The sequence below is a fragment of the Variovorax cryoconiti genome (assembly GCF_051216395.1).
Classification (GTDB): Bacteria; Pseudomonadota; Gammaproteobacteria; order Burkholderiales; family Burkholderiaceae_C; genus Variovorax.
Genome location: NZ_JBPJZI010000001.1, coordinates 565,961 through 589,316, shown reverse-complemented (window position 1 = coordinate 589,316; position 23,356 = coordinate 565,961). Strand labels below are relative to the sequence as shown.

Below are 23,356 nucleotides of genomic sequence, written 5' to 3'. Positions count from 1 at the left end.
CCGCGGGGGCTTTTTCATGACGGGATGCGCATGCGCTGGGACATCTTCTGCAAGGTCATCGACAACTTCGGCGACATCGCGATCAGCTGGCGGCTGGCCTGCCAGCTGGCGCAGCGCGGCGCGCGGGTGCGGCTCTGGGTCGACGATCCGTCGGCGCTGGATTGGCTGGCGCCGCAGAGATGCGACGGTGTCGCCGTCATCCGCTGGTCCGACCCGGTCGCCGTGGCGCTGGCCGCTGCCGAAGCGGTGCCCGACGTCCTGATCGAAGCCTTCGGCTGCGACCCGGCACCTGAACTGCTCGAACGTTTCGCGCAGGTGCATGCCAGCGCACCGCGTCCATGGATCAACCTCGAATACCTCTCCGCCGAACCCTACGTGGAGCGCCTGCATCGGCTGCCCTCCCCCGTCTTCCGCGGCCCCGGCGAAGGGCTGACCAAGCACTTCTTCTATCCCGGCTTCACGCCCGCCACCGGCGGCCTGCTGCGCGAGGACGATCTGCCGGCGCGCCGTGCCGCGTTCGACCGCAGCGCCTGGCTGAAGGACCATGGCATTGCGTGGCAAGGCGAGGAGCTCGTCTCGCTGTTCTGCTACGAACCCAGGGCGCTCGGGCGCCTGCTCGACCAGTTGGCCGCAGCACCGACACCGCATCGCCTGCTGGTCACGGCCGGGCGCGCGACCCCCGCGGTGCGCGCCGTGTGGCCATCGCCGGACAGCCGGCACGGCACCCTGTCGGTGTCCTTCCTGCCGATGCTGTCCCAGCGCGGCTACGACGAACTGCTGTGGGCCTGCGACTTCAACTTCGTGCGCGGGGAAGACTCGGTGATCCGCGCGCTCTGGGCCGGCGCCGCCTTCGCCTGGCAGATCTACCCGCAGGACGACGACGTGCACCACGTCAAGCTCGAAGCCTTTCTCGACATGCTCGACGCGCCGCCCGCATGGCGCACGTTCCACCGCGCCTGGAACGACGCCGACGATGCCGTGCTCACCTGGCCGGACGCCGCCACGCACGATGCGTGGACCAGGGCGACGCAGCAGGCGCGGACTCGTCTCCTGGCGCAGGACGACCTGGCCACCCAGCTCGCACGCTTCGTGGATCGCATCAGGCAGTCCGCGGGTGTCCTCACCCAAGGAAACTAAGCCAACGTCAGCACTGCCTCACCAATCCCCTCGAACGAAGCCCGCACAGACGCTGGCCCATCGAGCCACACCATGCCGCACCAGGAACCGGTGGTGAGCACGCTGCCCGCCGCCAGCCGATCATGGCGCGCCACCGCGTGCTGCAGCCACTGCGGCGCCATCCACATCGGGTCGCCGCACGGGTGCGCGCCCTGGTAGCGGCCGACTTGCTTGGCGTTGACTTCGAGCGTCGCGGTCTGCGCTGCCCAATTCACCGGCCGAATCGGCACCCACTCCCCCAGCACCAGCGCGCCGTTCGACTGAACATCGACCAGACGCAGCGGTGCCGGCGCCTGGTCGGCCCCCTGCCAACGGAAGTCGACCAGTTCGATCGAGACGGTCATCGCGTCGAACAGCGCTTCGGGCGCCTGCACGGCGCGAGCCGCGAGGTCGGGCGCGCTGACATCGCGCGCCAGGCGGAAGGCGACTTCTATCTCAATGCCGAGGCGATGGAAATCCTTCGCTTCGAGGCGTCCGGGCGAGCTCAGCACGAAGGGCTCGGGAATCCGGGCGAAGGTGGCGACCGAGGTGGTCGTCGGGCCGCCGCCCTTCCAGGTGCTGGGTGCGTCCGGGTCGGTGTTCCAGCCGAGTTCGGCGGCCACGCGGTCTTGCAGTTCGTAAATCTCGTCCGGCGTCAACATCGTGTCGTGCCAGGGGGATTCATCGACGGCGATGCCGCTTCGGCGGGCGGCGACCAGGGCGGCCGCGATGTCTTGGAGGGTGTCGTTCATGGCGCACCGAAGTCTGCCCGAATTGGCTTCGCCTTGCGAAACCCGCTAAAATCGCTGGCTATCCAAAATTTGCCGCCGCTTTTCAACTGCAATTTCGGGAATTCGTTTTCGATGCGGCAGAACTGCAATAGCGCCACGGCCTGCCGCGCGCAGCGGCCAACCAGCCAGACAACGTTATGAAAATCGCTCAAGAAATCCGCGCCGGCAACGTGATCATGCACGGCAAGGACCCGATGGTCGTCCTCAAGACCGAATACAGCCGCGGCGGCCGCAACTCCGCCACTGTGCGCATGAAGATGAAGAGCCTGGTGGCCAACTTCAACACCGAAGTGGTCTTCAAGGCCGATGACAAGATCGACCAGATCGTGCTCGAGAAGAAGGACTGCACGTACTCCTACTTCGCCGACCCGCTCTACGTCTGCATGGACGCCGAGTACAACCAGTACGAAGTCGAAGCCGAGAACATGGGCGACGCCCTGAACTACCTCGAAGACGGCATGGCCGTCGAAGTGGTGTTCTACGAAGGCAAGGCGATCTCGGTCGAACTGCCGACCAGCGTCGAACGCGAAATCACCTGGACCGAACCCGCCGTCAAGGGCGACACGTCGGGCAAGGTGCTCAAGCCGGCCAAGATCGCCACCGGTTTCGAAGTGCCGGTTCCTCTCTTCGTCGCACAGGGCGACAAGATCGAAATCGACACCCGCACGGGTGAATACCGCAAGCGCGTCTGAGCGACCTGCACACCACCAAGGCTCCTCACGGGAGCCTTTTTTCATGGCGCCGCACCTTTTCGGCCCGAAGATTGCTCAGGAGCACCGCATGACCAGCAAGACCCACGATCTCCACGACAAGCGCCTGGCCGATGCCTGGGCCACGCTGCAAGCCCATTCGGACAAGGGGCTGCCGCTCGACCGCGACCCGTCGCGCCTGGCGTTCGCCGACCCCGAATTCCTGCTGCGCCGCGAGACCCGCGGCCTGCGCATGCAGCTCGAGCTGATGAAGCCCGACCTGCAGATGCGCGAACACGGCATCGAGAACACGGTGGTCGTCTTCGGCAGTGCGCGCTTCCGCAGCGAGGAAGAATCCCGTGCCCTGATCGCGCAGGCAGAGGCCGCTGGCGACGTGGTGGCGACCGAGCGCTGGCGCAGGCTCGCACGCAACTCGCACTACTACGAGCAGGCGCGCGCCTTCGGCAAGCTGGTCGCGCAGTACAGCAACGACAAGGAGCCGGAAGACAAGCTCTTCATCTGCACCGGCGGCGGCCCCGGCATCATGCAGGCCGCCAACCGCGGCTCCTACGAAGGCGGCGGCCTCAACATCGGCCTGGCGATCGCGCTGCCGATGGAAGAAGAGCCCAACCCGTACGTCACGCCGGCGCTGAGCTTCAAGTTCCACTACTTCGCCATCCGCAAGATGCACTTCATGATGCGTGCGAAGGCGCTGGTGGCTTTCCCCGGCGGCTTCGGCACGCTCGACGAGCTGTTCGAAGTGGTCACGCTGGTGCAGACGCGCAAGGCCAAGCAGGTGCCGATCGTGCTGTACGGCTCCGACTACTGGAAGCGGCTGATCGACTTCGCCTTCCTGGCCGACGAAGGCGTGATTTCGCCGGAAGACGTGAAGCTCTTCGAGTACGTCGACACGCCCGGCGACGCCTGGGACGCGATCAAGCGCTTCTACGCGCTTTGAGTTTCCAGACGGTGTGGCTGCCCATGGCCACCACACCGCCGACGATCCAGAACACGCCGGCGATGCCGATGACCGCGCCGGCCGCGCCGAACAGCATCGGCATGGCGACGCTCGACGCGTTGATGGTCATCAGCCGCAGGCCCAGCGCCTCGCCGTGACGTGCGTGCGGCGTGATCTGGTGCAGCATGCTCATGATCATCGGCTGCACCGCGCCCAGCGAGAAGCCCAGCACCACCGAGCACAGCGCCATCGTCCAGGCCGAGTGCAGCAGCGGATAGACGCAGAACAGCGTGGCGGTCACCAGCGTCGACGTGAGGATCACGCCACGCTCCGAGGTCCGGTTGGCGAACAGCGGCAGTGCCAGCCGCACCACTGCCGCGGCAATGGCGAAGGCGCCAAGGATCGTGCCGATGACCGACGCCCCCAGGCCCCGCTCGTGGCCGAGGATGGGCAGCACGAAAGCATGCACGTCCCAGCTGGACGACTGCAGCCAGTTCACGAAGAGCAGTCGGCGGAACAGCGGTTCGCGCAGCAGGTCCCAGGCGCGGGTGGTGGCGGCGCCGACCGGCGGAGGCACCGGCGCGGGTTCGCGAGCCGTCCGCACCAGCAGCCAGCAGGCGACCGGCATCAGCGCCATGACCGCGAAGGTCACGCGGTACGACAGCAGGTCGGCGGGAACATGCCCGGCATGGTCGATGAGCAGCCCGGCCACGAACGGGCCGACGAAGTTGGCCGCCGCTGGCGCGATCGCCAGCCAGCTGAACACGCGCTTGAGGTCGTTGGGGCTCTGTGCGGCGCGCCCGACGTGGCGCTGCAGCGCGATCACGGTCGCGCCGGTGGCTCCGCCGGTCAGCAGTGCAGCCAGGCACATGACCGGGAAATACGGCCACACCAGCGCGAGGCCGGCGCCGAGCGAGGCCGCGACCACCGACAGCGCCAGCGGCCGACGCAATCCGTGCCGGTCGGTGAAGCGGCCCGCGGGCAGTGCCAGGAAGACCTGCGTGAGGGCGAACAATGCGATCAACAGGCCGACCGCCGCCGCGCTGTAGCCCTGCTGCAGCGCCAGCAACGGTGTGGCCAGCCGCATGCCCGCCATCGTCGAATGCAGGAAAACCTGCGCCGCGATCAGCCGAAGCAGCTCTGCGCCTCTCACGGCGCGCCGTCGTCCTCGGGGTCGACTGCAGGCAGCAGCGCCTGCGCCTGCAGTTCGGGCAGCGCCTCCACGCCCTTGAGCGCACGGCGCATCTGCCGTTGCCGCGTGTCGGCCTTGTCGATGGTGTCGGAGGCCTTGGCGACCTGTTCCTTGATGCGCTCGACCCATTCGCCGAAGCGGTTGAACTCGGTCTTGACCGCGCCCAGCACCTTCCACACCTCCGACGCCTGCTGCTCCAGCGCCAGCGTGCGAAAGCCCATGTGCAGGCTGTTGAGCATGGCCAGCAGCGTGGTCGGGCCGGCGAGCGTCACCCGGTGCTGGCGCTGCACCGCGTCCATCAGGCCGGGGCGGCGCAGCACTTCGGCGTAGAGGCTCTCGACCGGGAGGAAGAGGATCGCGAAATCGGTGGTGTGCGGCGCCGCGAGGTAGTTGTCGGCGATGGACTTCGCCTCGCTGCGGATGCGCGCTTCGAGCGCCTTGCCGGCCACTTCGACCGCCACCGCGTCGGCACGTTCGTGCGCGTCGATGAGGCGCTCGTAGTCGTCGCGCGGAAACTTGGCGTCGATCGGCAGCCACACCGGCGCCCCGTCGGCGCTGCGTCCCGGGAAGCGCACCGCGAAGTCCACGCGCTGGCCGCTGCGCGGCTTGGTCTCGACCTGCTTGGCGTATTGCTCGGTGGTGAGCACCTGCTCGAGCAGCGCCTCGAGCTGCACCTCGCCGAACACGCCGCGCGTCTTCACGTTGGTCAGCACGCGCTGCAGACTGCCCACGCCGATGGCCAGCGTCTGCATCTCGCCCAGGCCCTTGTGCACCTGGTCGAGCCGGTCGGCCACCTGCTTGAAGCTCTCGCCCAGCCGCGCCTCGAGCGTGCTTTGCAGCTTCTCGTCGACCGTCTTGCGCATCTCGTCGAGCTTGGCGCTGTTGGTCTGCTGCAGCTGGGCGAGCTGCGTTTCCATGGTCGCGCGCACCTCGGCCAGCCGCCGCGCGTTGGATTCGCTCAGGCCCTGCAGCTGCGTGTTGAGCGTGTCGGCCAGCGTCTTCTGCATCAGCGTGAGCTGCTGCGCGAAGGCGTCGATCTGCGCGTTCTGGGTGCGCGTGGCTTCGGCGCCCTGCTGCACCAGTGCCGCCTGGAAGCTGGCGAAGTTCTGGCCCAGCTCCTGGCGCGTGCTGCGCGCGGAATCGGCGACCTCCTGCCGCAAAGCGCGTTCGCTGCGCTCGGTGCCATCGGCCAAGGTGGCCAGCAGTTCGGCGTGGCGGTCGGGTGCGGGCCGGCGCATCAGCAGCGCGACGAGAAGAATGACGGTGAGGGCCGCGAGGCCCAGCAGGATCCAGAGTCCGATTTCGGCAGTCGACACGTGTGAGCAGTCCGTTTACTTCTTGGGGGAAACGATCGGCGTCAGCGGGCCCTGGCCGCCGAGGAAGGAGATCAGGTTGTCGGCGGCCAGGTTGGCCATGGCACGGCGCGTGGGGATGGTCGCGCTGGCGATGTGCGGGGTGAGCACCACGTTGGGCACCTCGAGCAACGCGGGGTTCACCGTGGGCTCGCCCTCGAACACATCCAGCCCGGCCGCGGCGATGGTGTTGTCACGCAGCGCCTCGGCCAGTGCCGCGTCGTCGACGATGCCGCCGCGCGCCAGATTCACCAGTGTGGCGGTGGGCTTCATCTGCTTGAGCTCGGCCGCGCCGATGGCGTGGTGCGCTGCGGGCGAGTACGGCAGCACCAGCACCAGGTGGTCGGCGCGCTTGAGCAGTTCTTCCTTGCTGACGTACGTGGCTTTCAGCTCGGACTCGATCGATGCGTCGAGACGCGAACGGTTGTGATAGATCACCTCCATGCCGAAGCCCAGCGCGCCGCGGCGTGCAATGCCTTGCCCGATGCGGCCCATGCCCAGGATGCCGAGCGTGCTGCCATGCACGTCGGCGCCGGCGAACATGTCGTAGCGCCACTTCTTCCATTCGCCGCGGCGCAGGAAATGCTCGCTCTCGGTGATGCGGCGCGCGGTCGCCATCAACAGCGCGAAGCCGAAGTCGGCGGTGGTTTCGGTCAGCACGTCGGGCGCGTTGGTGGCCATCACGCCGTGGCGCACCATCGCGTCGACGTCGAAGTTGTTGTAACCCACGGCCATGTTGGCGCAGATCTTCAGGTCCGGGCAGGCGGCGAGCAGCGCCTCGTCGATCTTCACGCTGCCGGTGGTGAAGGCGCCCTGCTTGCCTTGCAGGCGGCGGATCAATTCGTCGCTGGACCAGTCGGCATCGTCCACGTTCGCTTCCACCTCGAAATGCTGTTTCAGTTTTTCGATGGTTTCGGGGAAGACGGCGCGGGTGACGAGGACGTGGGGCTTGGACATGAACGGCTCCAGTGGATCAGCGGAAGAAGAGGAAGGTGACGACCACGAACAGCGGGATCAGGCATGCGCCCGACCAGGCCATGTAGCCGAAGAAGCTGGGCATGCGCACGCCGCGGTCTTCGGCGATGGCCTTGACCATGAGGTTGGGTGCGTTGCCGATGTAGCTGTTGGCGCCCATGAAGACGGCGCCGGCGGAAATGGCAGCGAGCGTGCTGGCATAGGTGGTCATGAGCGCCGCCGGGTCGCCGCCCGCCGTGTTGAAGAACACCAGGTAGGTCGGCGCGTTGTCCAGGAAGGAGCTCAGCACGCCGGTGGCCCAGAAGTACATCGCGGGGTCGGGCTGGCCGTCGGGCCGGGTGACGGCGGCGACCACCGCACCGAAGGGCCCGTGGGTACCGGCCTTGAGCATCGCGATCACCGGCACGATGGTCAGGAAGATGCCGGCGAAGAGCTTGGCCACTTCGGCCATCGGCCCCCAGCCGAACTGGTTGTCGGCATGCACGGCGGCCGGCGTGATCTTCAGCGACAGCAGCGTGATGGCGACCAGGCCGACATCGCGCAGCAACCCGGGCAGGCCGACTGGCGTGCCGTAGATGTCGAAGGCGATGTCGGACTTCCAGGTGCCGCTCATGAGCACCAGCGCGATCACGGCGCCCAGCAGCCAGAAGTTCCTGGCCCCGTCGAAGCCCAGGCGCGGGGTGTCTGGCGTGGGGTCGACCGGCAGCACGCCTTCCTTGCGGTAGTAATGGCGATCGATGAGCCAGAACATCGCGAGCAGCGCGCCCGTCACGAACAGCGTCTCGGGGAAGATGTGGCGCGCGGTCCAGAAAAACGCCACGCCCTTCAGGAAGCCCAGGAACAGCGGCGGGTCGCCCAGCGGCGTGAGCGAGCCGCCGACGTTCGAGACGATGAAGATGAAGAACACGACCACGTGCGCCTTGTGCACCCGGTTGTCGTTGGCACGGATGAGCGGGCGGATCAGCAGCATCGACGCGCCGGTCGTGCCCATGAGGCTGGCGAGCACCGCGCCGATCGCGAGGATCGCCACGTTGAGGCCCGGCGCCCCATGCAGGTTGCCGCGGATGTGGATGCCGCCGGCCACGGCGAACAGCGCCGTGAGCAGGATGATGAACGGGATGTACTCCGCCAGCGCCGCATGCACGAGCTGCGTGCCGGCCAGCCCCGGCCCGAAGACGGCCGCGAAGGGCAGCAGGAAGGCGAGGGCCCAGGCGGCCGCCACCTTGCCGAAGTGGTGGTGCCAGAACGACGGCGCGAGCAGCGGCATCAGCGCGATCGACAGCAGCAGCCCGGCGAAGGGCACGCCCCACAGTGGCGACAGGCGGGCGCCGTCGAACTCGGCGGCATGCGCCAGGGCGGGAGACAGCAAGGGCAGAGCCAGCAGCGCCAGGCGGCGCGACGCGTTCTTCATCGGTCGAAGCACTTTCGGGGAGAAGGTCACGCGATCTCGAAGACCTGGCGCAGGTAGGCCAGGTACTTCTCGTCGTCGCACATGTTCTTGGAGGGCGTGTCGGACAGCTTGGCCACCGGCTGGTCGTTGCAGCGGATCATCTTGATGACGATCTGCAGCGGTTCGTAGCCAAGGTCGTTGGTGAGGTTGGTGCCGATGCCAAAGGCCAGCTGGCAACGGCCGCGGAACTGCTGGTAGAGCTCGATGGTGCGCGGCACCGTGAGGCCGTCGCTGAAGATCAGCGTCTTGGTCAATGGGTCGACCCGCTTGGCGATGTAGTGCGCCAGCATGCGCTCGCCCCACTGGAAGGGGTCGCCGCTGTCGTGACGGGCGCCGTCGAACAGCTTGCAGAAGTACAGATCGAAGTCGCGCAAGAAAGCGCTCATGCCATAGACGTCGGACAGCGCGATGCCCAGGTCGCCACGGTACTCGCGCGCCCACGACTCGAAGCCGAAGATCTGGCTGTCGCGCAACCGCGGGCCGAGCGCCTGGCAGGCCTGCAGGTACTCGTGGGCCATGGTGCCCAGTGGAATAAGGCCGAGCTTCATGGCGTAGAGCACGTTGCTGGTGCCGGCGAACTGCGGCAGCTTGGCGCCCAACTGCACCGGCGCGGTCACCGCGCCCAGGCGGGCGGTCAGGGTGCGCAACACCTCTTCGTGCCATTCCTTCGAGAAACGCCGGCGCGTGCCGTAGTCGGCGATCTTCAGGTCGGACAGGCCTTCGGCCTGCAGCTCGCCGATCTTGGTCTCGAGCCGCCGGCGCCCTTCCTCGATGTCGGGCCGCTTTTGTGTGTTGCGGAAGTAGACCTCGTTGACGATCGCCAGCACCGGGATCTCGAAGAGGATGGTGTGGAGCCACGGCCCCTTGATGCTGATGTCGAGCTCGCCCGTCGGCAAGGGCGTGATGTCGATGTACTTCTCGTTCAGGCGAAACAGCCCGAGGAAGTCGACGAAGTCGCTCTTGATGAAGCGCATCGACCGGAGGTAGGCGAGCTCGGCGTCCTTGAACTGCAGGGAGCACAGGCCACGGACCTCCTCGCGGATCTCGCTGGCGAAACGCGCCAGGTCGACGCCCGGGTTGCGGCACTTGAAGCGGTATTCGACCCGGGCACCGGGGAAGTGGTGCAGCACCACCTGCATCATCGTGAACTTGTAGAGGTCGGTGTCGAGCAGGCTGTGAATGATCATGGTACGGCGCGCATGTCTCTGGTGTCGGCGTGCGCTCGATTATCACGGTCCCCGTCGGCTTGTGCCTACGGACCCCGCCCGGGGCGTCCTACCGGCATGCCGTGCCACACCCACGAGAGTGCCTTCACGCCAGCCCAAAGCGCTTTCTCCGAAGAAAGTGCAGCGACGGCGGAACATATCAATTCACGAAGGAGATCGTCATGAACAAAGACACCATCGAAGGCAACTGGAAGCAGCTCAAGGGCAAGGTCAAGGAGCAGTGGGGCAAGTTGAACGACGACGATTTCGATGTCATTGCCGGCAAGCGCGATCAGCTGCTGGGCCGCATCCAGGAACGTCATGGCATCAGCCGCGACGAAGCCGAAGCCCAGGTCAAGACCTGGGAAAGCGCCGAAGGCCGTACGCCGGCCGCGCTCTGGTTCGAAAAGTACTGACCCTCTTTCATTCAATCCAAAACCAATCCAACAGATCTACGGAGAATCTCCATGAAAAAACACCTGCTCATGCTCGCCATCGCGTCCACCTGCTTCATCGGCGCCCAGGCCGGCGCGATGACGAAGGACGAATACAAGGTCGCCAAGGAAAAGATCGAGGCCGACCACAAGGTTGCCAAGGCCCAGTGCGACACGATGAAGGACAACGCCAAGGACGTGTGCAACAAGGAAGCCGACGGCAACCAGAAGGTGGCCAAGGCGGAACTGGAACAAACCTACAAGCCGACCGCCAGCCATCAACGCAAGGTCGCCGAAGAGAAGGTCGCCATGACCTACGAAGTGGCCAAGGAAAAGTGCGATGACCAGTCTGGCGACGCCAAGAGCGCCTGCGTGAAGCAGGCCAAGGCCGACGAAGCCAAGGGCAAGGCCGACATCAAGGCCATGAAGAAGATGTAATTCGCATCGCTGCGAAGACATGAAGAACGGCGCCCTCGGGCGCCGTTCTTCATGGCGAGCCGCCTTTCAAGCGCGGAGGTCGGCGACCACCTGCAAGAGCGTTTCGGGCAAGGCCACCGGCCGCTGCGTCTGCCGGTCGACGTAGACATGAACGAAGTGCCCCTGGGCGGCCGCCGTCTCGGCGCCCTCGGCGAACAGGGCAATTTCGTAGCGTACGCTGGAGCGCCCCACCTGGGCGACGCGGATGCCCGCCTCCACCGTCTGGGGAAATGCCAGCGGCGCAAAGTAATTGCATTGCGTCTCGACCACGAAGCCGATGGTCTGACCCTGGTGGATGTCGAGGGCGCCGCGCTCGATCAGCAACGCATTCACCGCCGTGTCGAACCAGCTGTAGTAAACGACGTTGTTGACGTGCCCATACAGGTCGTTGTCGGCCCATCGGGTGGGAATGCGATGGAAGGCGCGATAGCCGTCGCGGTGGTGGGGGCGGGGGTGCGCAGTCGTCATGGCGCGGAATTCTGCCAGCGCGTGCGTGCGACCGAAAACACGGCCGGGAACAAGGCCGAAATCCGGCGAAACGGCCCGTTTAGAACCCGGCTTCTAAATTGAGCCACCGTCGGCCAAAAGGCTTGATTGCACGGCTCAGCTGCCTATACTTCGGCTCATGCTGCACCGCAACATAGACGAGACAGGCGCAGCGAACGTGATCCATTCCTCAATCCTTACCGGAGTTACCACCATGGCACTGACCGCTGACCAAATCCTCGCCGCCCAAAAGGCCAACCTCGAAACCCTGTTCGGCCTGACCACCAAGGCGTTCGAAGGCGTCGAGAAGCTCGTCGAACTGAACGTGACGGCTTCCAAGGCCGCCCTGAGCGAAGCCGCCAGCACCACGCAAGCCATGCTGAGCGTCAAGGACGCGCAGGAACTGCTCGCCCTGCAGGCCAGCCTGTTCCAGCCCCTGGCTGAAAAGACCTCGGCCTACAGCCGTCACCTGTACGACATCGCCCAAGGCACCGGCGCCGAATTCTCCAAGGCCTTCGAAGGCAAGGCCGCCGAAGCCCAGCAAGCCTTTGTCGGCCTGGTCGACAGCGCCGCCAAGAACGCCCCGGCCGGTTCGGAAACCGCCGTCGCCGTGATGAAGAGCGCCGTGGCTGCCGCCAACAACGCGTTCGAGTCGGTCCAGAAGGCTGTCAAGCAAGCGACCGATGTTGCCGAAGCCAACTTCAACGCGGTCCAGACCACCGCTGTGAACGCGGCCAAGAGCACCGCCCAGACCGCTTCGCGCAAGCGCTGAGCCGCCACTGGTCTCCCCGGGTCCTTCGGGATCCGAATCAAGCCTCATCTTGGCGAAAGCTCGGTGGGGCTTTTTTTCGTCCGTCTCTTCGATAATCGTGCGTTCAACACACTCAGGAGACACACGCATGCAGATCGAAGGCAAGGTTTTCATCGTCACCGGCGCCGCCTCGGGCCTGGGCGAAGGCACGGCACGGATGCTCGCGGCCAACGGCGCCAAGGTGGTGGTGGCCGACATGCAGGCCGACAAGGGCGAAGCGGTCGCGCGCGATATCGGCGGCGTGTTCGTCAAGTGCGATGTGACGCAGGAAGCGGACGGCCAGGCGGCGGTCGATGCCGCGCTCAAGCTCGGCAAGCTGTTCGGCCTGGTCAACTGCGCCGGCATCGCCATCGGCGAGAAGACCGTGGGCAAGAACGGCCCGCATGCGCTGGCGGCCTTCACGAAGACCGTGACGATCAACCTGATCGGCAGCTTCAACATGATCCGCCTGGCCGCCGACGCCATGTCGAAGAACGAGCCCGAAGCCACCGGCGAGCGCGGCGTGCTGATCTCTACCGCCTCGGTGGCAGCCTACGACGGCCAGATCGGCCAGGCGGCGTACAGCGCATCGAAGGGCGGCATCGTCGGCATGACGCTGCCGATCGCCCGCGACCTGGCGCGCAGCGGCATCCGCAACATGACGATCGCCCCCGGCATCTTCGGTACGCCCATGCTCTTCGGCATGCCGCAGGAGGTGCAGGACGCGCTGGCCGCCAACGTGCCCTTCCCCTCGCGACTGGGCACGCCGGCCGACTACGCCAAGTTGACCAAGCACATCATCGAGAACGACATGCTCAACGGCGAAGTGATCCGCCTGGACGGCGCGATCCGTTTGGCACCGAAATAGGCTCTCCCCCGAAGGCTTGCCCACTGCGTGTGGCAGCGCCCTCCCCCGTCCGGGGGCAACACCAGCGGCCCGGCGAAGCCGGTTCCGCGGTGTTCCTGGCGAAGAAGTTCTATGGTGCGGGAGCCGGCTGCTCGCGGTCCAGACGCTCGTACTGCGCGATGACCTGGGCGCCGAACAGCACCAGCGTGGCGGCGATCTCCAGGCTCAGCAGCACCACGATCGCGGTGGTGAGGGAGCCGTAGACGACATTGACCTGGGACAGGGTCGAGAAATACCAGACCAGCAGGCGGCGCGTCACCTCCCACAGCACCGTGGCGGTGATGCCGCCCAGCAGGGCGTGCCGCAGCGACAGGCGCCCCACCGGCATCACCAGGTAGAGCGAGGTCAGCATGAAGACCTCGCCCCCCAGCCCCAGCAGGTAGAGCAGCACGCCCGAGACGCCCGACAGCGACCAGCTGTAGCCCAGCAGGTCGACGCTTTCCTGGCCGATGAGCTGCAGCGCGCCCGACACCAGCGTGACCAGCAGCAACCCGACGCACAGGCTCAGGATGTAGAGGTAGGGCATCACCGCCGACACCAGGAAATGCCGGGATCGTTCGGATTTGCGGTGATGGAAGATGTTCGCCATGGCGCTCTCCAACACGGTGAAGGCGAGCGAGCTGAAGAAGATCATGGTCACCAGCAGCACCGGGCCGAGCACGTCGCGGTGCGCCAGGAAGTTGCGCAGCTCGGCGACCACGGCGCGCGACTGGCCGGGCAGCAGCCATTCGAGGTAGCGGCCCACGGTGGTCAGCAACTCGCCCTGGTCGATGACATGCGACAACGCGATCACGCTGAGGATGAGCAGCGGCACCATCGACAGCAGCGCGTAGTACGCCACCGCCCCCGCCAGCAGCAGCCCCTGGTTCGCCTTGAAGCCCTTGACGGCCGACCAGAGAAATCGAAACGGATGCTGCAGCACCGGGGACAGAGGGGGGAAGCGGCGGGCATTCATGGGCAGTGGGCGTGGGACGGCCCAGTATCACCGCGCCGCATGCCCCTGCCGTGTCAGCCGCATGCGTATCATTTGCGGCTCCCCCATGACCATCCCGCCCTCATTCATCCAGGAACTGATCGCCCGCGCGGACGTCGTGGAAATCGTCGGGCGCTACGTGCAGCTCAAGAAGGCCGGCGCCAATTTCATGGGGCTGTGCCCCTTCCACGGCGAGAAGTCGCCGTCGTTCTCGGTCAGCCCGACCAAACAGTTCTATCACTGCTTCGGCTGCGGGGTGCACGGCAACGCCATCGGCTTTCTGATGGAGCACGCCGGCATGGGCTTCGTCGAAGCGGTGCACGACCTGGCCGGCCAGTACGGCCTGCAGGTGCCCGAAGACGACGCCTCCCCCGAGGAACGCGCCCGCGCCGCTGGTCAACGGCAGAAGCAGGCCACCTTGTCGGAGGTGCTGGAAAAGGCCGGCGAGGCCTATCGCAAGCAGCTGCGCCAGTCGCCGGGCGCCATCGAGTACCTCAAGGGTCGGGGCGTGTCCGGCGAGGTCGCGCGGCTGTACGGCATCGGCTATGCGCCGGCCGGTTGGCGTTCGCTGGCCAGCGTCTTCCCCGACTACGACGACCCGCTGCTGGCCGAAAGCGGCCTGGTGATCGTCGGCGAGGCCGACGACAACGGGGACGGCAAGCGCTACGACCGCTTCCGCGACCGTGTGATGTTCCCGATCCGCAACGTCAAGGGCGAATGCATCGGCTTCGGCGGCCGCGTGCTGGGCGACGAGAAGCCCAAGTACCTCAATTCCCCGGAGACGCCGGTCTTCAGCAAGGGCCGCGAGCTCTACGGCCTGTACGAAGCGCGTGCCGCCTTCCGCGACCGTGGCTACGCGTTGGTCACCGAGGGCTACATGGATGTGGTCGCGCTGGCGCAGCTCGGCTTCCCGAACGCCGTCGCCACGCTGGGCACCGCCTGCACCCCCGAGCATGTGCAGAAGCTGTTCCGCTTCACCGAGTCGGTGGTGTTCAGCTTCGACGGCGACGCCGCCGGGCGCCGCGCCGCGCGCAAGGCGCTCGACGGGGCCCTGCCTTACGCCACCGACGTGCGCAGCATCAAGTTCCTGTTCCTGCCGGCGGAGCACGACCCGGACAGCTTCATCCGCGAGCACGGCGCCGAGGCCTTCGCGCGATTCGTGAACGAGGCAACGCCGCTCAGCCGCTTCCTGGTGGAGGCGGCGCGCGAGGGTTGCGACCTGGGCACCGCCGAAGGCCGCGCCCACATGGCCGCCAACGCCAAGCCGCTGTGGAGCGCCCTGCCCGACGGCGCGCTCAAGCGCCAGATGCTCACCGAGCTGGCCGAACTCGTGCAGCTGGGCGTGCCGGACCTGAGCTCGCTCTGGACGCCCACGGCGGCAGCGCCGCCGGCCCGCAGCCCCTCGCCGCCGCCCGCCGCCGAGGTCATGCGCTACCAGGACGACGGCACGCCGATCACCTACGGGCGCCAGGGCGGCAAGGGCCGCGGCAACTGGGGCGACAAGCCCGGTCGCGGCAATTGGGGCGACCGGCGGGCGCCGGCCTCGTCGGGCAGCGTCGGCCGGACCCGGCTGCGACCGCCCGGGCGCGCCGACGTCGCCGCCCGGCTGCTGATGTCGAACATGCACGAATGGGAAGCGCTGTCGCACGAACTGCACGGCCTGCTGTGCGACCTGCCCGGCGAGCATGGGCAACTCTTCACCTGGCTCGACGGGCAGTGCCACGAACACGGCGTGCAGCCCTGGGCCGCCTTGCGCGAAGGCCTGCGCGGCCAGCCTTTTGAAGCCCTCGCCGACCGGCTCATGACCGAACCGGAGGGCGGGTCCATCGCCGACGCCGAGGGCGAACAGGCCGCCGGCGCCGCCAAGGAACTGCGCAATGTGCTCGACTTCATGCTGGACGATCTGCTCAAGGCGCTCCAGAGCGAGGCGATCGCCGCGGTGGGAAGCGACCCTTCGGCACTGGAACGGTACAAGGCGCTGGAGGCGCGGCGGCTGGAACTGCGCCACCGCCTGAAGCCCTCCGTGGCGGGCTGAAGCACGGTCTGCCTCTTGAAAAGCCGGGTTCTGGCTATAATGTAGGGCTTCGTCTCGCGACGAATGAGGCAAGAGCGACAGCAGCACCTCCGGGCCGACCCCACGCGCAATGCACTTCCCAACGGGAAACGGGTCAATACACCGCAAGGACTGCACACCAAATGTTCGCCCGACATCTTGCTTCTTGAGGACTTCGGTTCCTCGTGTGAGGACTTCGGTTCCTCTTTCGAGGGAATCCGTTTCCTCGTGTCCTTCTGTGTCCGTGCCCGCGCCGGGTTAGTGGCGCCAGTGATTCCGCTTGTTTCATTCTTGTTCCACGAGGTCGTATGCCCAGTACAAAGAAGCCTGCCGTTTCCGTCGCCAAGAAGCCCGCGTCGGCCAAACCGTTGAAAGCGACAGCATCGCCTGCACCTGCAAAGAAGAGTGCCGCCGCGTCCAAGGCGACTGCCGCAACGAAAGTGAAATCCGTGCCCACGAAAACGCCCTCCGCCGACCCCGTCAAGACCGCCGCCCTGAAGGCCGCGCCCGCCCCTGCCACCGCCAAGAAGGTCGGCCGCCCGCCCAAGGCCGCCGCTGCTGATGCGCCTGCTACCGGCGCCAAGCGCGGCCGCAAGCCCAAGGCCGGCAACGAGCCCAAGGACATCGAAGAAGACTTCTCCGACGTCGAGGCCGAGTTCGCGGAGGAAGAACCCGCGGCTGCAGCGGGCACGGAGACGACCACCGTTGAGAAGGTCAAGCCGCTGCGCATGAAGATCAGCAAGGCGAAGGAACGCGCCTTGATGAAGGAATTCGGCCTGGACGAAACCGTCCTGTCCGAAGAAGACATGGCCAAGCGCCGCCAGCGCCTGAAGACGCTGATCACGCTGGGCAAGACCCGCGGCTACCTGACGCAGGGCGAAATCTCCGACCACTTGCCCGACAAGCTGGTCGATGCCGAGACCATGGAAGTCGTGGTCACGATGCTCAACGACCTGGGCGTGGCCGTCTACGAACAGACGCCCGATGCCGAGACGCTGCTGCTGAACAACACGGCCCCCACCGCGACCACCGTCGAGGAAGCCGAAGAAGAAGCCGAAGCCGCGCTCTCCACCGTGGACAGCGAATTCGGCCGCACGACCGACCCGGTTCGCATGTACATGCGCGAAATGGGCACGGTCGAGCTGCTGACGCGCGAAGGCGAAATCGAAATCGCCAAGCGCATCGAAGGTGGCCTGATGGCCATGATGGAGGCGATCTCCGCATCGCCGAAGACCATCGCCGCGATCCTGGAAATGGCCGCGACCATCCGTGAAGGCAAGGTCGTCATCTCGACCATCGTCGACGGCTTCTCGAACCCGAACGAGGCCGACGACTACGTGGCCGAGGAAGACTTCGACGAATTCGACGAAGAGGACGACGACGACGGCAAGGGCGGCTCCAAGGCCCTGACCAAGAAGCTGGAAGAGCTCAAGCGCGACGCGCTCGAGCGCTTCGACCGCATCGCCGACATGTTCGAGAAGATTCACAAGATCTACGACAAGGAAGGCTACGGCACACCGGCGTACACCAAGGCCCAGCAGGCGATGTCCGACGAGCTGATGACCATCCGCTTCACGGCCAAGACCATCGAGAAGCTGTGCGATCTGGTGCGCACGCAGGTCGACGACATCCGCAAGAAGGAGCGCGAGCTGCGCCGCATCATCGTGGACAAGTGCGGCTTCCCGCAGGACGACTTCATCCGCGACTTCTCCGGCTACGACAAGAACGGCAACCGCATCGCGTCCAACCTGCTCAACCTGAAGTGGGTGGAGAAGCAGGCGGCCGCCGGCAAGCCGTGGAGCACGGTGATGGCCCGCAACATTCCGCCGGTGCAGGAGCTGCAGCAGCAACTCGCCGACATCCAGTCGAGCGTCGTGGTGCCTCTGACCGAGCTGAAGGACATCAACAAGCGCATGAACGACGGCGAACGCTCGTCGCGCGATGCCAAGAAGGAGATGATCGAGGCCAACCTGCGCCTGGTGATCTCCATCGCCAAGAAGTACACCAACCGCGGCCTGCAGTTCCTGGACCTGATCCAGGAAGGCAACATCGGCCTGATGAAGGCGGTCGACAAGTTCGAATACCGTCGCGGCTACAAGTTCTCGACCTACGCGACGTGGTGGATCCGCCAGGCCATCACGCGCTCGATCGCCGACCAGGCGCGCACCATCCGCATCCCGGTGCACATGATCGAGACGATCAACAAGATGAACCGCATCTCGCGCCAGCATCTGCAGGAGTTCGGCTTCGAGCCCGACGCCGGCATCCTGGCCGCGAAGATGGAGATCCCGGAAGACAAGATCCGCAAGATCATGAAGATCGCCAAGGAGCCGATCTCCATGGAAACGCCGATCGGCGACGACGACGATTCGCACCTGGGCGACTTCATCGAGGACAGCAGCAACACGGCGCCGATCGAGGCCGCGATGCAGGCGGGCCTGCGCGACGTGGTCAAGGACATCCTCGACTCGCTGACGCCGCGCGAAGCCAAGGTGCTGCGCATGCGCTTCGGCATCGAGATGAGTACCGACCACACGCTGGAAGAAGTCGGCAAGCAGTTCGACGTGACGCGCGAGCGCATCCGCCAGATCGAGGCCAAGGCGCTGCGCAAGCTCAAGCACCCGAGCCGCTCGGACAAGCTGCGTTCGTTCATCGACACGCTGTAAACAGCCACGCCCCCAAAAGCGGACTTGCCGGACCCTGCGTTCGGCAAGTCCGCTTTGTTTTGAGAGACGCATGAACCCCGACGCCCAAACCCTCTGGAAAGCCCCGCGATGGGCACTTGCCATCCTGCTCGCGGTGCTGGGCATGCTCGGGCCCTTTTCGATCGACACCTACATCCCGGCCTTCTCGGGCATCGCGAAGTCGATCGGCGCGACACCGGTCGAGATGCAGCAGACGCTGTCGGCCTACCTCTTCGGCTTCGCCTTCATGAACCTGTTCCACGGCGCCCTGTCGGACAGCTTCGGCCGCCGGCCGGTCGTGCTGTGGGGGCTGGCGGTGTTCACCCTCGCCTCGCTCGGGTGCGCGCTGTCGCAGACCATCGGGCAGCTGGTGCTGTTCCGGGCGCTGCAGGGCCTGTCGACGGGTGCGGGCATCGTGGTGTCGCGCGCGGTGATCCGCGACATGTTCCCGCCGGCCGAGGCGCAGAAGGTGATGAGCCAGGTCACGATCTATTTCGGCGTGGCGCCGGCCATCGCGCCGATCGTCGGCGGTTTTCTGTTCGTGCATGCGGGCTGGCACTCGATCTTCTGGTTCCTGGTGGGGGTCGGCGTGGTGCTGTTCGTCGCCAACTGGAAGCTGCTGCCCGAGACGCTGCACACCAGCCAGCGCCAGCCTTTCGAGGTTCGGCACCTGATGCGCGGCTACCGCGATCTTTGTTCCGACCCGCGCTTCCTGCTGCTGGCGCTGGCCAGCGGCGTGCCCTTCAACGGCATGTTCCTGTACGTGCTCTCGGCGCCCGCCTTCCTCGGCGACCACCTCGGCCTGTCGCCGACGCAGTTCTTCTGGTTCTTCCTGCTGACCATCGGCGGGATCATGAGCGGCGCCTGGGTCAGCGGCCGCATGGCCGGCAAGGTCGCGCCCAAGCGGCAGATCCGGCACGGCTTCCTCATCATGCTGCTCGTCTCGGTCGTGAATGTGGCGGCCAACGCGCTCTTCCCCCCGCATCCGGCCTGGTCGATGCTGCCGGTCGGCATCTTCGCCTTCGGCTGGGCGCTGATGGTGCCGGTCATCACGCTGCTGGTGCTCGACCTGCACCCCGAGCGGCGTGGCATGGCGTCGTCGCTGCAGGCCGTCATCGGCTCGACCGCCAACGGCCTGGTGGCCGGCGTGATTGCGCCGCTGGTGATGCATTCGACGCTGGCGCTGGCCGTGACGTCGATTCTCATGATGGGCATCGGCCTGGTGGCCTGGGTGGGGCTGCACCGGCGCTGGCCGGAGATCGGCCGGCAGATTGCGAAGTACTAGGGCCTGTTAACGCTATTTCCGAAGTTGCGAAGGCATGCCCAGGCCGGCCAATCAAGGCGCGCGACGCCGCATGTGCGTTGGCACATGCAAGGAGCGCAACGCGGAGTGGTCGGCCTGGGCATGCCTTCCCTTCGGGTTGCCCGGCCCAGGGGCCGTCTGCGGCGTTGCCCGCGCTTGCAAGGCTTGAGCCTTGCTGCGCGCGGGCGCCTTGCATCCAGCCCCTGGGCCGGGCAACGCAATCTCCGGAAATAGCGTTAACAGGCCCTAGGGCGCCCTACCCCGCCGTGCAGCGATACGCACTCGGGCTCAGCCCGGCTCGGGCACGGAACACGCGGCTGAAGTGCGAGAGGTTGCCGAAGCCGCAATCGATCGCGATGTCGGTCAGCGATTGCGTGGCGCGGGCCGGGTCGCGCAGGGCGCGCATGCAGGCTTCGATGCGCTCGCGCAGGATGTAGCCGGCCAGCGTGTCCTCTTCATCGGCGAATGCCGCATGCAGCAGGCGCTTGCTGCAGTTGAGCGCTTGCGCGATGCCGTCGATCGACAGGCCGGGGTCGCGCAGTCGCAGCGCCACATGCGCCCGGATGCGGTCGCGCAAGGCGGCGCGCTGGCTGTTCGCCGTCTCCAGCCCAGCCGCTTCCAGCAGCGAGAGCTGGACCAGTTGCACGATCAGTTCACCGGCCACGCGCGCAGCCGATTCGCTCATGAAGGGCAGCTCCCTGTAGGTGCTGCGCATGGTGTCGAGCGCGACCCGCGAAATGCCGCTGGCGCCGCCGGCAGGCCGTGCCATCAGTTCCCGCAGCCGATGGCCGTCGACCCGGATGCGCTCACGCGGCAGCATCACGATCAGGTGGTCCGACCGCTCGGGGTTGTCGACGGTGTACCCCTCGGTCGTGTCGTAGATGGTCCACGCGCCGCTGCGCACGCTGACGCTGCGCCCGTACTGCGTCACCGCGGCAGTGCCCTGCCAGGGCGCAACGATCTTGAGACAGGCCTGGTCGCTGGTGCGCACCATGCCTGCGGTGCGCAGCACGCGATGGCGGTTGGCTTCCAGCTTGGTCATCACCACATCGCCCGCGCGCGCAGCCGCGATGTGGCCCTCGAAGCCGGTGTCGCCGTAGAAGTCGGACTCCAGGCCACCGAAGTGCTGCCAGATCCATTCGCGCCACTGCGGCGCACGCTCGCGCGCAGCGACATGGTCGGTCGACATCGACAACGAGCGGGTCATGGAGGCCTTTCCAGGGGAGAAGGGAGGAGGCTCGATTATTTGCCCGACGCCGACACCAGCGCCCACGCTTTCCAGAGGGTTAACCCGGACCGCCGTGCGTTCAGCGTCAAGCGCTTCGTGCGCCTGCAGCACAGCGCATCGGCCTTGCGCTTCCTACGATTCGGACACCGGCTGCCCTCCTGCCGGTCAAGGAGTCCGACCATGTCCGCTTTGTCCCGCCGCACGCTCATCCAGGGCGCCAGCGCCATCGGCGCCGCCGCCGTGGCGCCCCGCCTGCTCGCCCAGAGCGCACCCGTTCGCATCGGCTACGCCATCGCGCGGACCGGCCCCTGGGCGGCTGGCGCGCAGGTCAGCCAGGAGCCCAACTACCTGCTCTGGGCCGAGCAGGTCAATGCGGCGGGCGGGCTCGCGGTGAAGGGCACGAAGCGGCCGATCGAGCTGATCGGCTACGACGACCGCAGCGAGACCGAGACCTGCGTGCGCACCTTCGAGAAGCTCATGGGCAGCGACAAGGTCGACCTGGTGCTGCCGCCCTGGGGCTCAGGCGCGAACTTCGCGATCGCGCCGCTGGCCAATCGCTTCGGCTATCCGCTGCTGGCGCCCACCGCCCTGTCGCGCAAGCTGATCGACATGCAGCTCCCCTATTTTTTCTCGCTGCTGCAGCAGCCCGACAAGATGATGGGCGCCCTGGTGGACCTGCTGGTGGCCAACGGCGTGAAGACGATCGCCATCGTGTACATGGACGACCTGTTCGGCCTGGAGAACTTCGCCGCGCTCAACAGCGCGCTGAAGAAGACGCAGATCCAGGTGGTCGAGCGCAAGAGCTATCCACTCGGCGTGAAGGACCTCGCGCCCGTGCTACGCGGCATCAAGGACCAGAACCCCGACGCCTTCATCGGCATCACCTACCCGCCCGACACGATCCTGGCGAGCCGGCAGGCGCGCGAGGTCGGCCTCAACCCCAAGTTCTTCTATGCCTCGGTGGGCACCGCCTTCCAGCTCTACAAGAACGTGATGGCGGCGAACACCGAAGGCGTGCTGGGCATGGGCTCCTGGAACGCCAAGACCAGCCCCGAAGCCAAGGCCTATTTCGACGCGCACACGAAGAAGTTCGGCAAGGAGCCCGACCGCTGGGCCAGCGGCCATGCATGGGCCGGGCTGGAGATCCTCCAGCAGGCCGTGGGCAGCATCGGGCTGGACCGCAAGGCGCTGCGCGAGCACATCGCCAAGACCGAGTTCAAGACCATCCTCGGCCCGATCCGCTTCGCGGGGAGCGAGAACGCGTCCATCCCCGGCACGGTGGCGCAGTGGCAAGGCGGCGATTTCGAGGTGGTCTGGCCGCCGGCACGCGCCACGGCCAAGCTGGTGGCCGCCAAGCCCGCCTGGAAGTAGACGGGTGTCCTTCACGTCCTGGGCCGAGCTGATCGCCGGCGGATTGATCACGGGCGGCATCTACGCCATCGTGGCCATCGGGTTGAACCTGCAATACGGCCTGATGCGCATGATGAACATCTCGCACGGCGAGTTCCTCATGCTCGGCGCCTTCTTCACCTGGTGGGCCCACACGACGCTAGGCATCTCGCCCCTGCTGCTGATGCCCCTGGCCTTCGTGGCCCTGTTCGTTCTGGGCATCGTGGTGCACCGGCTGTGCTTTCGCCGGCTGGCCGCGCGCACGCCCAATGTCGACCTGTTCGAGGCCCGCAGCCTGATGGTCGGCTTCGGCCTGATGTTCGTGGTGCAGAACACGGCGCTGCTGCTGTGGGGCGGCGACCTGCGCGGCTACGAGTACCTGGCCGAACCGGTGCAGATCGCGGGCATGCGCTTCACGGCCAACAAGCTGCTGCTGTTCGGCGTGTCGCTGGCGCTGAGCCTCGTGCTCATCCTGCTGCTGCGCTTCACGCTGCTGGGCAAGGCGGTGCGCGCGCTGATGCAGTCGCCCACCGGCGCGCAGCTGGTCGGCATCCACACCGGGCGCCTGCATCCGCTGATGTTCGGCATCGGCCTCGGGTTGTCGGGCGTGGCCGGTGCGCTGCTCTCGATGACGTACGAGATCAGCCCCTCGATGGGCGAGCCCTACACCGTGACGGCGCTGATCGTGATCACGCTCGGCGGCTTCGGCAGCATCGTCGGCAGCCTGGCCGGCGGCCTGCTGCTCGGACTGGTGGAGGCGCTGGGCATGCACTGGACCAGCCCTTCTCTCAAGATGCTGCTGTCCTATGGCGTCTTCATCGGCGTCCTGATCTGGCGCCCCAACGGACTGTTCAAGCGATGAATC

General features: G+C 66.5%; 22 protein-coding genes. 12 read left to right on the top strand and 10 right to left on the bottom strand.

All coding sequences use genetic code 11. The features are described 5' to 3' along the window. The first annotated feature begins 30 nt into the window (after positions 1 to 30). Positions 31 to 1,137 (top strand): elongation factor P maturation arginine rhamnosyltransferase EarP, encoded by a 1,107-nt coding sequence (earP, locus tag ACSFA2_RS02920; protein WP_435453803.1) that lies wholly within the window; start codon positions 31 to 33, stop codon positions 1,135 to 1,137. Here the strand turns inward: earP and ACSFA2_RS02915 are convergent. Continuing rightward, positions 1,134 to 1,907, bottom strand: a complete 774-nt coding sequence (locus ACSFA2_RS02915) for a fumarylacetoacetate hydrolase family protein (RefSeq protein WP_435453802.1) — start codon at positions 1,905 to 1,907, stop codon at positions 1,134 to 1,136. The two genes, earP and ACSFA2_RS02915, sit on opposite strands and share 4 nt — an antisense overlap. After that, complete coding sequence (locus ACSFA2_RS02910) at positions 1,904 to 2,098, bottom strand: hypothetical protein (RefSeq protein WP_435453801.1); 195 nt, start codon at positions 2,096 to 2,098, stop codon at positions 1,904 to 1,906. Before ACSFA2_RS02910 ends, ACSFA2_RS02915 begins: the two co-directional genes overlap by 4 nt. On the opposite strand from ACSFA2_RS02910, the gene efp reads away from it, so the two are divergent. Together efp and ACSFA2_RS02900 are read left to right on the top strand one after the other, a co-directional pair. Next, positions 2,084 to 2,638 carry an elongation factor P gene (gene efp, locus ACSFA2_RS02905; RefSeq protein ID WP_262077922.1) on the top strand — a complete coding sequence of 185 codons (555 nt, stop codon included), beginning with the start codon at positions 2,084 to 2,086 and terminating at the stop codon, positions 2,636 to 2,638. The genes ACSFA2_RS02910 and efp overlap by 15 nt on opposite strands. Before the next feature lie 88 nt (positions 2,639 to 2,726). Further along, the gene (locus ACSFA2_RS02900) at positions 2,727 to 3,593 is read left to right on the top strand and encodes an LOG family protein (protein ID WP_435453800.1); all 867 of its coding nucleotides are present in this window, start codon (positions 2,727 to 2,729) and stop codon (positions 3,591 to 3,593) included. On the opposite strand, the gene ACSFA2_RS02895 is transcribed toward ACSFA2_RS02900, so the two are convergent. The 5 genes from ACSFA2_RS02895 to pncB all read right to left on the bottom strand — a co-directional run bounded on the left by ACSFA2_RS02895 (position 3,571) and on the right by pncB (position 9,749). Beyond that, complete coding sequence (locus ACSFA2_RS02895) at positions 3,571 to 4,746, bottom strand: MFS transporter (protein ID WP_435453799.1); 1,176 nt, start codon at positions 4,744 to 4,746, stop codon at positions 3,571 to 3,573. The genes ACSFA2_RS02900 and ACSFA2_RS02895 overlap by 23 nt on opposite strands. Continuing rightward, positions 4,743 to 6,023, bottom strand: a complete 1,281-nt coding sequence (locus ACSFA2_RS02890; protein WP_435454163.1) for a DNA recombination protein RmuC — start codon at positions 6,021 to 6,023, stop codon at positions 4,743 to 4,745. Before ACSFA2_RS02890 ends, ACSFA2_RS02895 begins: the two co-directional genes overlap by 4 nt. A gap of 93 nt (positions 6,024 to 6,116) precedes the next feature. Then, entirely contained in the window at positions 6,117 to 7,094 is a 978-nt protein-coding gene (locus ACSFA2_RS02885) for a 2-hydroxyacid dehydrogenase (protein WP_435453798.1), read from the bottom strand. A 16-nt stretch (positions 7,095 to 7,110) separates the two neighbouring features. After that, complete coding sequence (locus ACSFA2_RS02880; protein WP_435453797.1) at positions 7,111 to 8,523, bottom strand: sodium:proton antiporter; 1,413 nt, start codon at positions 8,521 to 8,523, stop codon at positions 7,111 to 7,113. Between the two features lie 26 nt (positions 8,524 to 8,549). Further along, on the bottom strand, positions 8,550 to 9,749 hold the full coding sequence (gene pncB / locus ACSFA2_RS02875; RefSeq protein WP_435453796.1) for a nicotinate phosphoribosyltransferase: 1,200 nt from the start codon (positions 9,747 to 9,749) through the stop codon (positions 8,550 to 8,552). Between the two features lie 200 nt (positions 9,750 to 9,949). On the opposite strand from pncB, the gene ACSFA2_RS02870 reads away from it, so the two are divergent. Beyond that, positions 9,950 to 10,183 (top strand): CsbD family protein, encoded by a 234-nt coding sequence (locus ACSFA2_RS02870; protein ID WP_435453795.1) that lies wholly within the window; start codon positions 9,950 to 9,952, stop codon positions 10,181 to 10,183. A gap of 51 nt (positions 10,184 to 10,234) precedes the next feature. Then, positions 10,235 to 10,639: a hypothetical protein gene (locus tag ACSFA2_RS02865; RefSeq protein WP_435453794.1), complete on the top strand. Its 405-nt coding sequence runs from the start codon at positions 10,235 to 10,237 to the stop codon at positions 10,637 to 10,639. Between the two features lie 66 nt (positions 10,640 to 10,705). Here the strand turns inward: ACSFA2_RS02865 and ACSFA2_RS02860 are convergent, their stop codons facing one another. After that, positions 10,706 to 11,146, bottom strand: a complete 441-nt coding sequence (locus ACSFA2_RS02860; protein ID WP_435453793.1) for an acyl-CoA thioesterase — start codon at positions 11,144 to 11,146, stop codon at positions 10,706 to 10,708. A gap of 232 nt (positions 11,147 to 11,378) precedes the next feature. Here ACSFA2_RS02860 and ACSFA2_RS02855 point away from each other — a divergent pair, with 232 nt between their 5' ends. Beyond that, positions 11,379 to 11,936, top strand: a complete 558-nt coding sequence (locus tag ACSFA2_RS02855) for a phasin family protein (protein ID WP_286646719.1) — start codon at positions 11,379 to 11,381, stop codon at positions 11,934 to 11,936. Positions 11,937 to 12,063: 127 nt separating this feature from the next. After that, positions 12,064 to 12,822: a 3-hydroxyacyl-CoA dehydrogenase gene (locus tag ACSFA2_RS02850; protein WP_435453792.1), complete on the top strand. Its 759-nt coding sequence runs from the start codon at positions 12,064 to 12,066 to the stop codon at positions 12,820 to 12,822. 109 nt (positions 12,823 to 12,931) lie between these two features. Here the strand turns inward: ACSFA2_RS02850 and ACSFA2_RS02845 are convergent, their stop codons facing one another. Continuing rightward, positions 12,932 to 13,816: a YihY/virulence factor BrkB family protein gene (locus ACSFA2_RS02845; RefSeq protein WP_435453791.1), complete on the bottom strand. Its 885-nt coding sequence runs from the start codon at positions 13,814 to 13,816 to the stop codon at positions 12,932 to 12,934. An 85-nt stretch (positions 13,817 to 13,901) separates the two neighbouring features. Here ACSFA2_RS02845 and dnaG point away from each other — a divergent pair, with 85 nt between their 5' ends. The 3 genes from dnaG to ACSFA2_RS02830 all read left to right on the top strand — a co-directional run bounded on the left by dnaG (position 13,902) and on the right by ACSFA2_RS02830 (position 19,856). Then, positions 13,902 to 15,869 (top strand): DNA primase, encoded by a 1,968-nt coding sequence (gene dnaG / locus ACSFA2_RS02840; RefSeq protein WP_435453790.1) that lies wholly within the window; start codon positions 13,902 to 13,904, stop codon positions 15,867 to 15,869. Between the two features lie 326 nt (positions 15,870 to 16,195). Continuing rightward, positions 16,196 to 18,553 (top strand): RNA polymerase sigma factor RpoD, encoded by a 2,358-nt coding sequence (gene rpoD, locus ACSFA2_RS02835; RefSeq protein ID WP_435453789.1) that lies wholly within the window; start codon positions 16,196 to 16,198, stop codon positions 18,551 to 18,553. A gap of 70 nt (positions 18,554 to 18,623) precedes the next feature. Then, positions 18,624 to 19,856 (top strand): multidrug effflux MFS transporter, encoded by a 1,233-nt coding sequence (locus ACSFA2_RS02830; protein ID WP_435453788.1) that lies wholly within the window; start codon positions 18,624 to 18,626, stop codon positions 19,854 to 19,856. Between the two features lie 274 nt (positions 19,857 to 20,130). Here ACSFA2_RS02830 and ACSFA2_RS02825 read toward each other — a convergent pair whose 3' ends face one another. Continuing rightward, entirely contained in the window at positions 20,131 to 21,081 is a 951-nt protein-coding gene (locus tag ACSFA2_RS02825; protein WP_435453787.1) for an AraC-like ligand-binding domain-containing protein, read from the bottom strand. A 201-nt stretch (positions 21,082 to 21,282) separates the two neighbouring features. Between ACSFA2_RS02825 and ACSFA2_RS02820 the strand changes: the two genes are divergently transcribed. Then, positions 21,283 to 22,473 carry an amino acid ABC transporter substrate-binding protein gene (locus ACSFA2_RS02820; protein WP_435453786.1) on the top strand — a complete coding sequence of 397 codons (1,191 nt, stop codon included), beginning with the start codon at positions 21,283 to 21,285 and terminating at the stop codon, positions 22,471 to 22,473. A gap of 4 nt (positions 22,474 to 22,477) precedes the next feature. Continuing rightward, complete coding sequence (locus ACSFA2_RS02815) at positions 22,478 to 23,353, top strand: branched-chain amino acid ABC transporter permease (protein ID WP_435453785.1); 876 nt, start codon at positions 22,478 to 22,480, stop codon at positions 23,351 to 23,353. Positions 23,354 to 23,356: the final 3 nt, after the last annotated feature.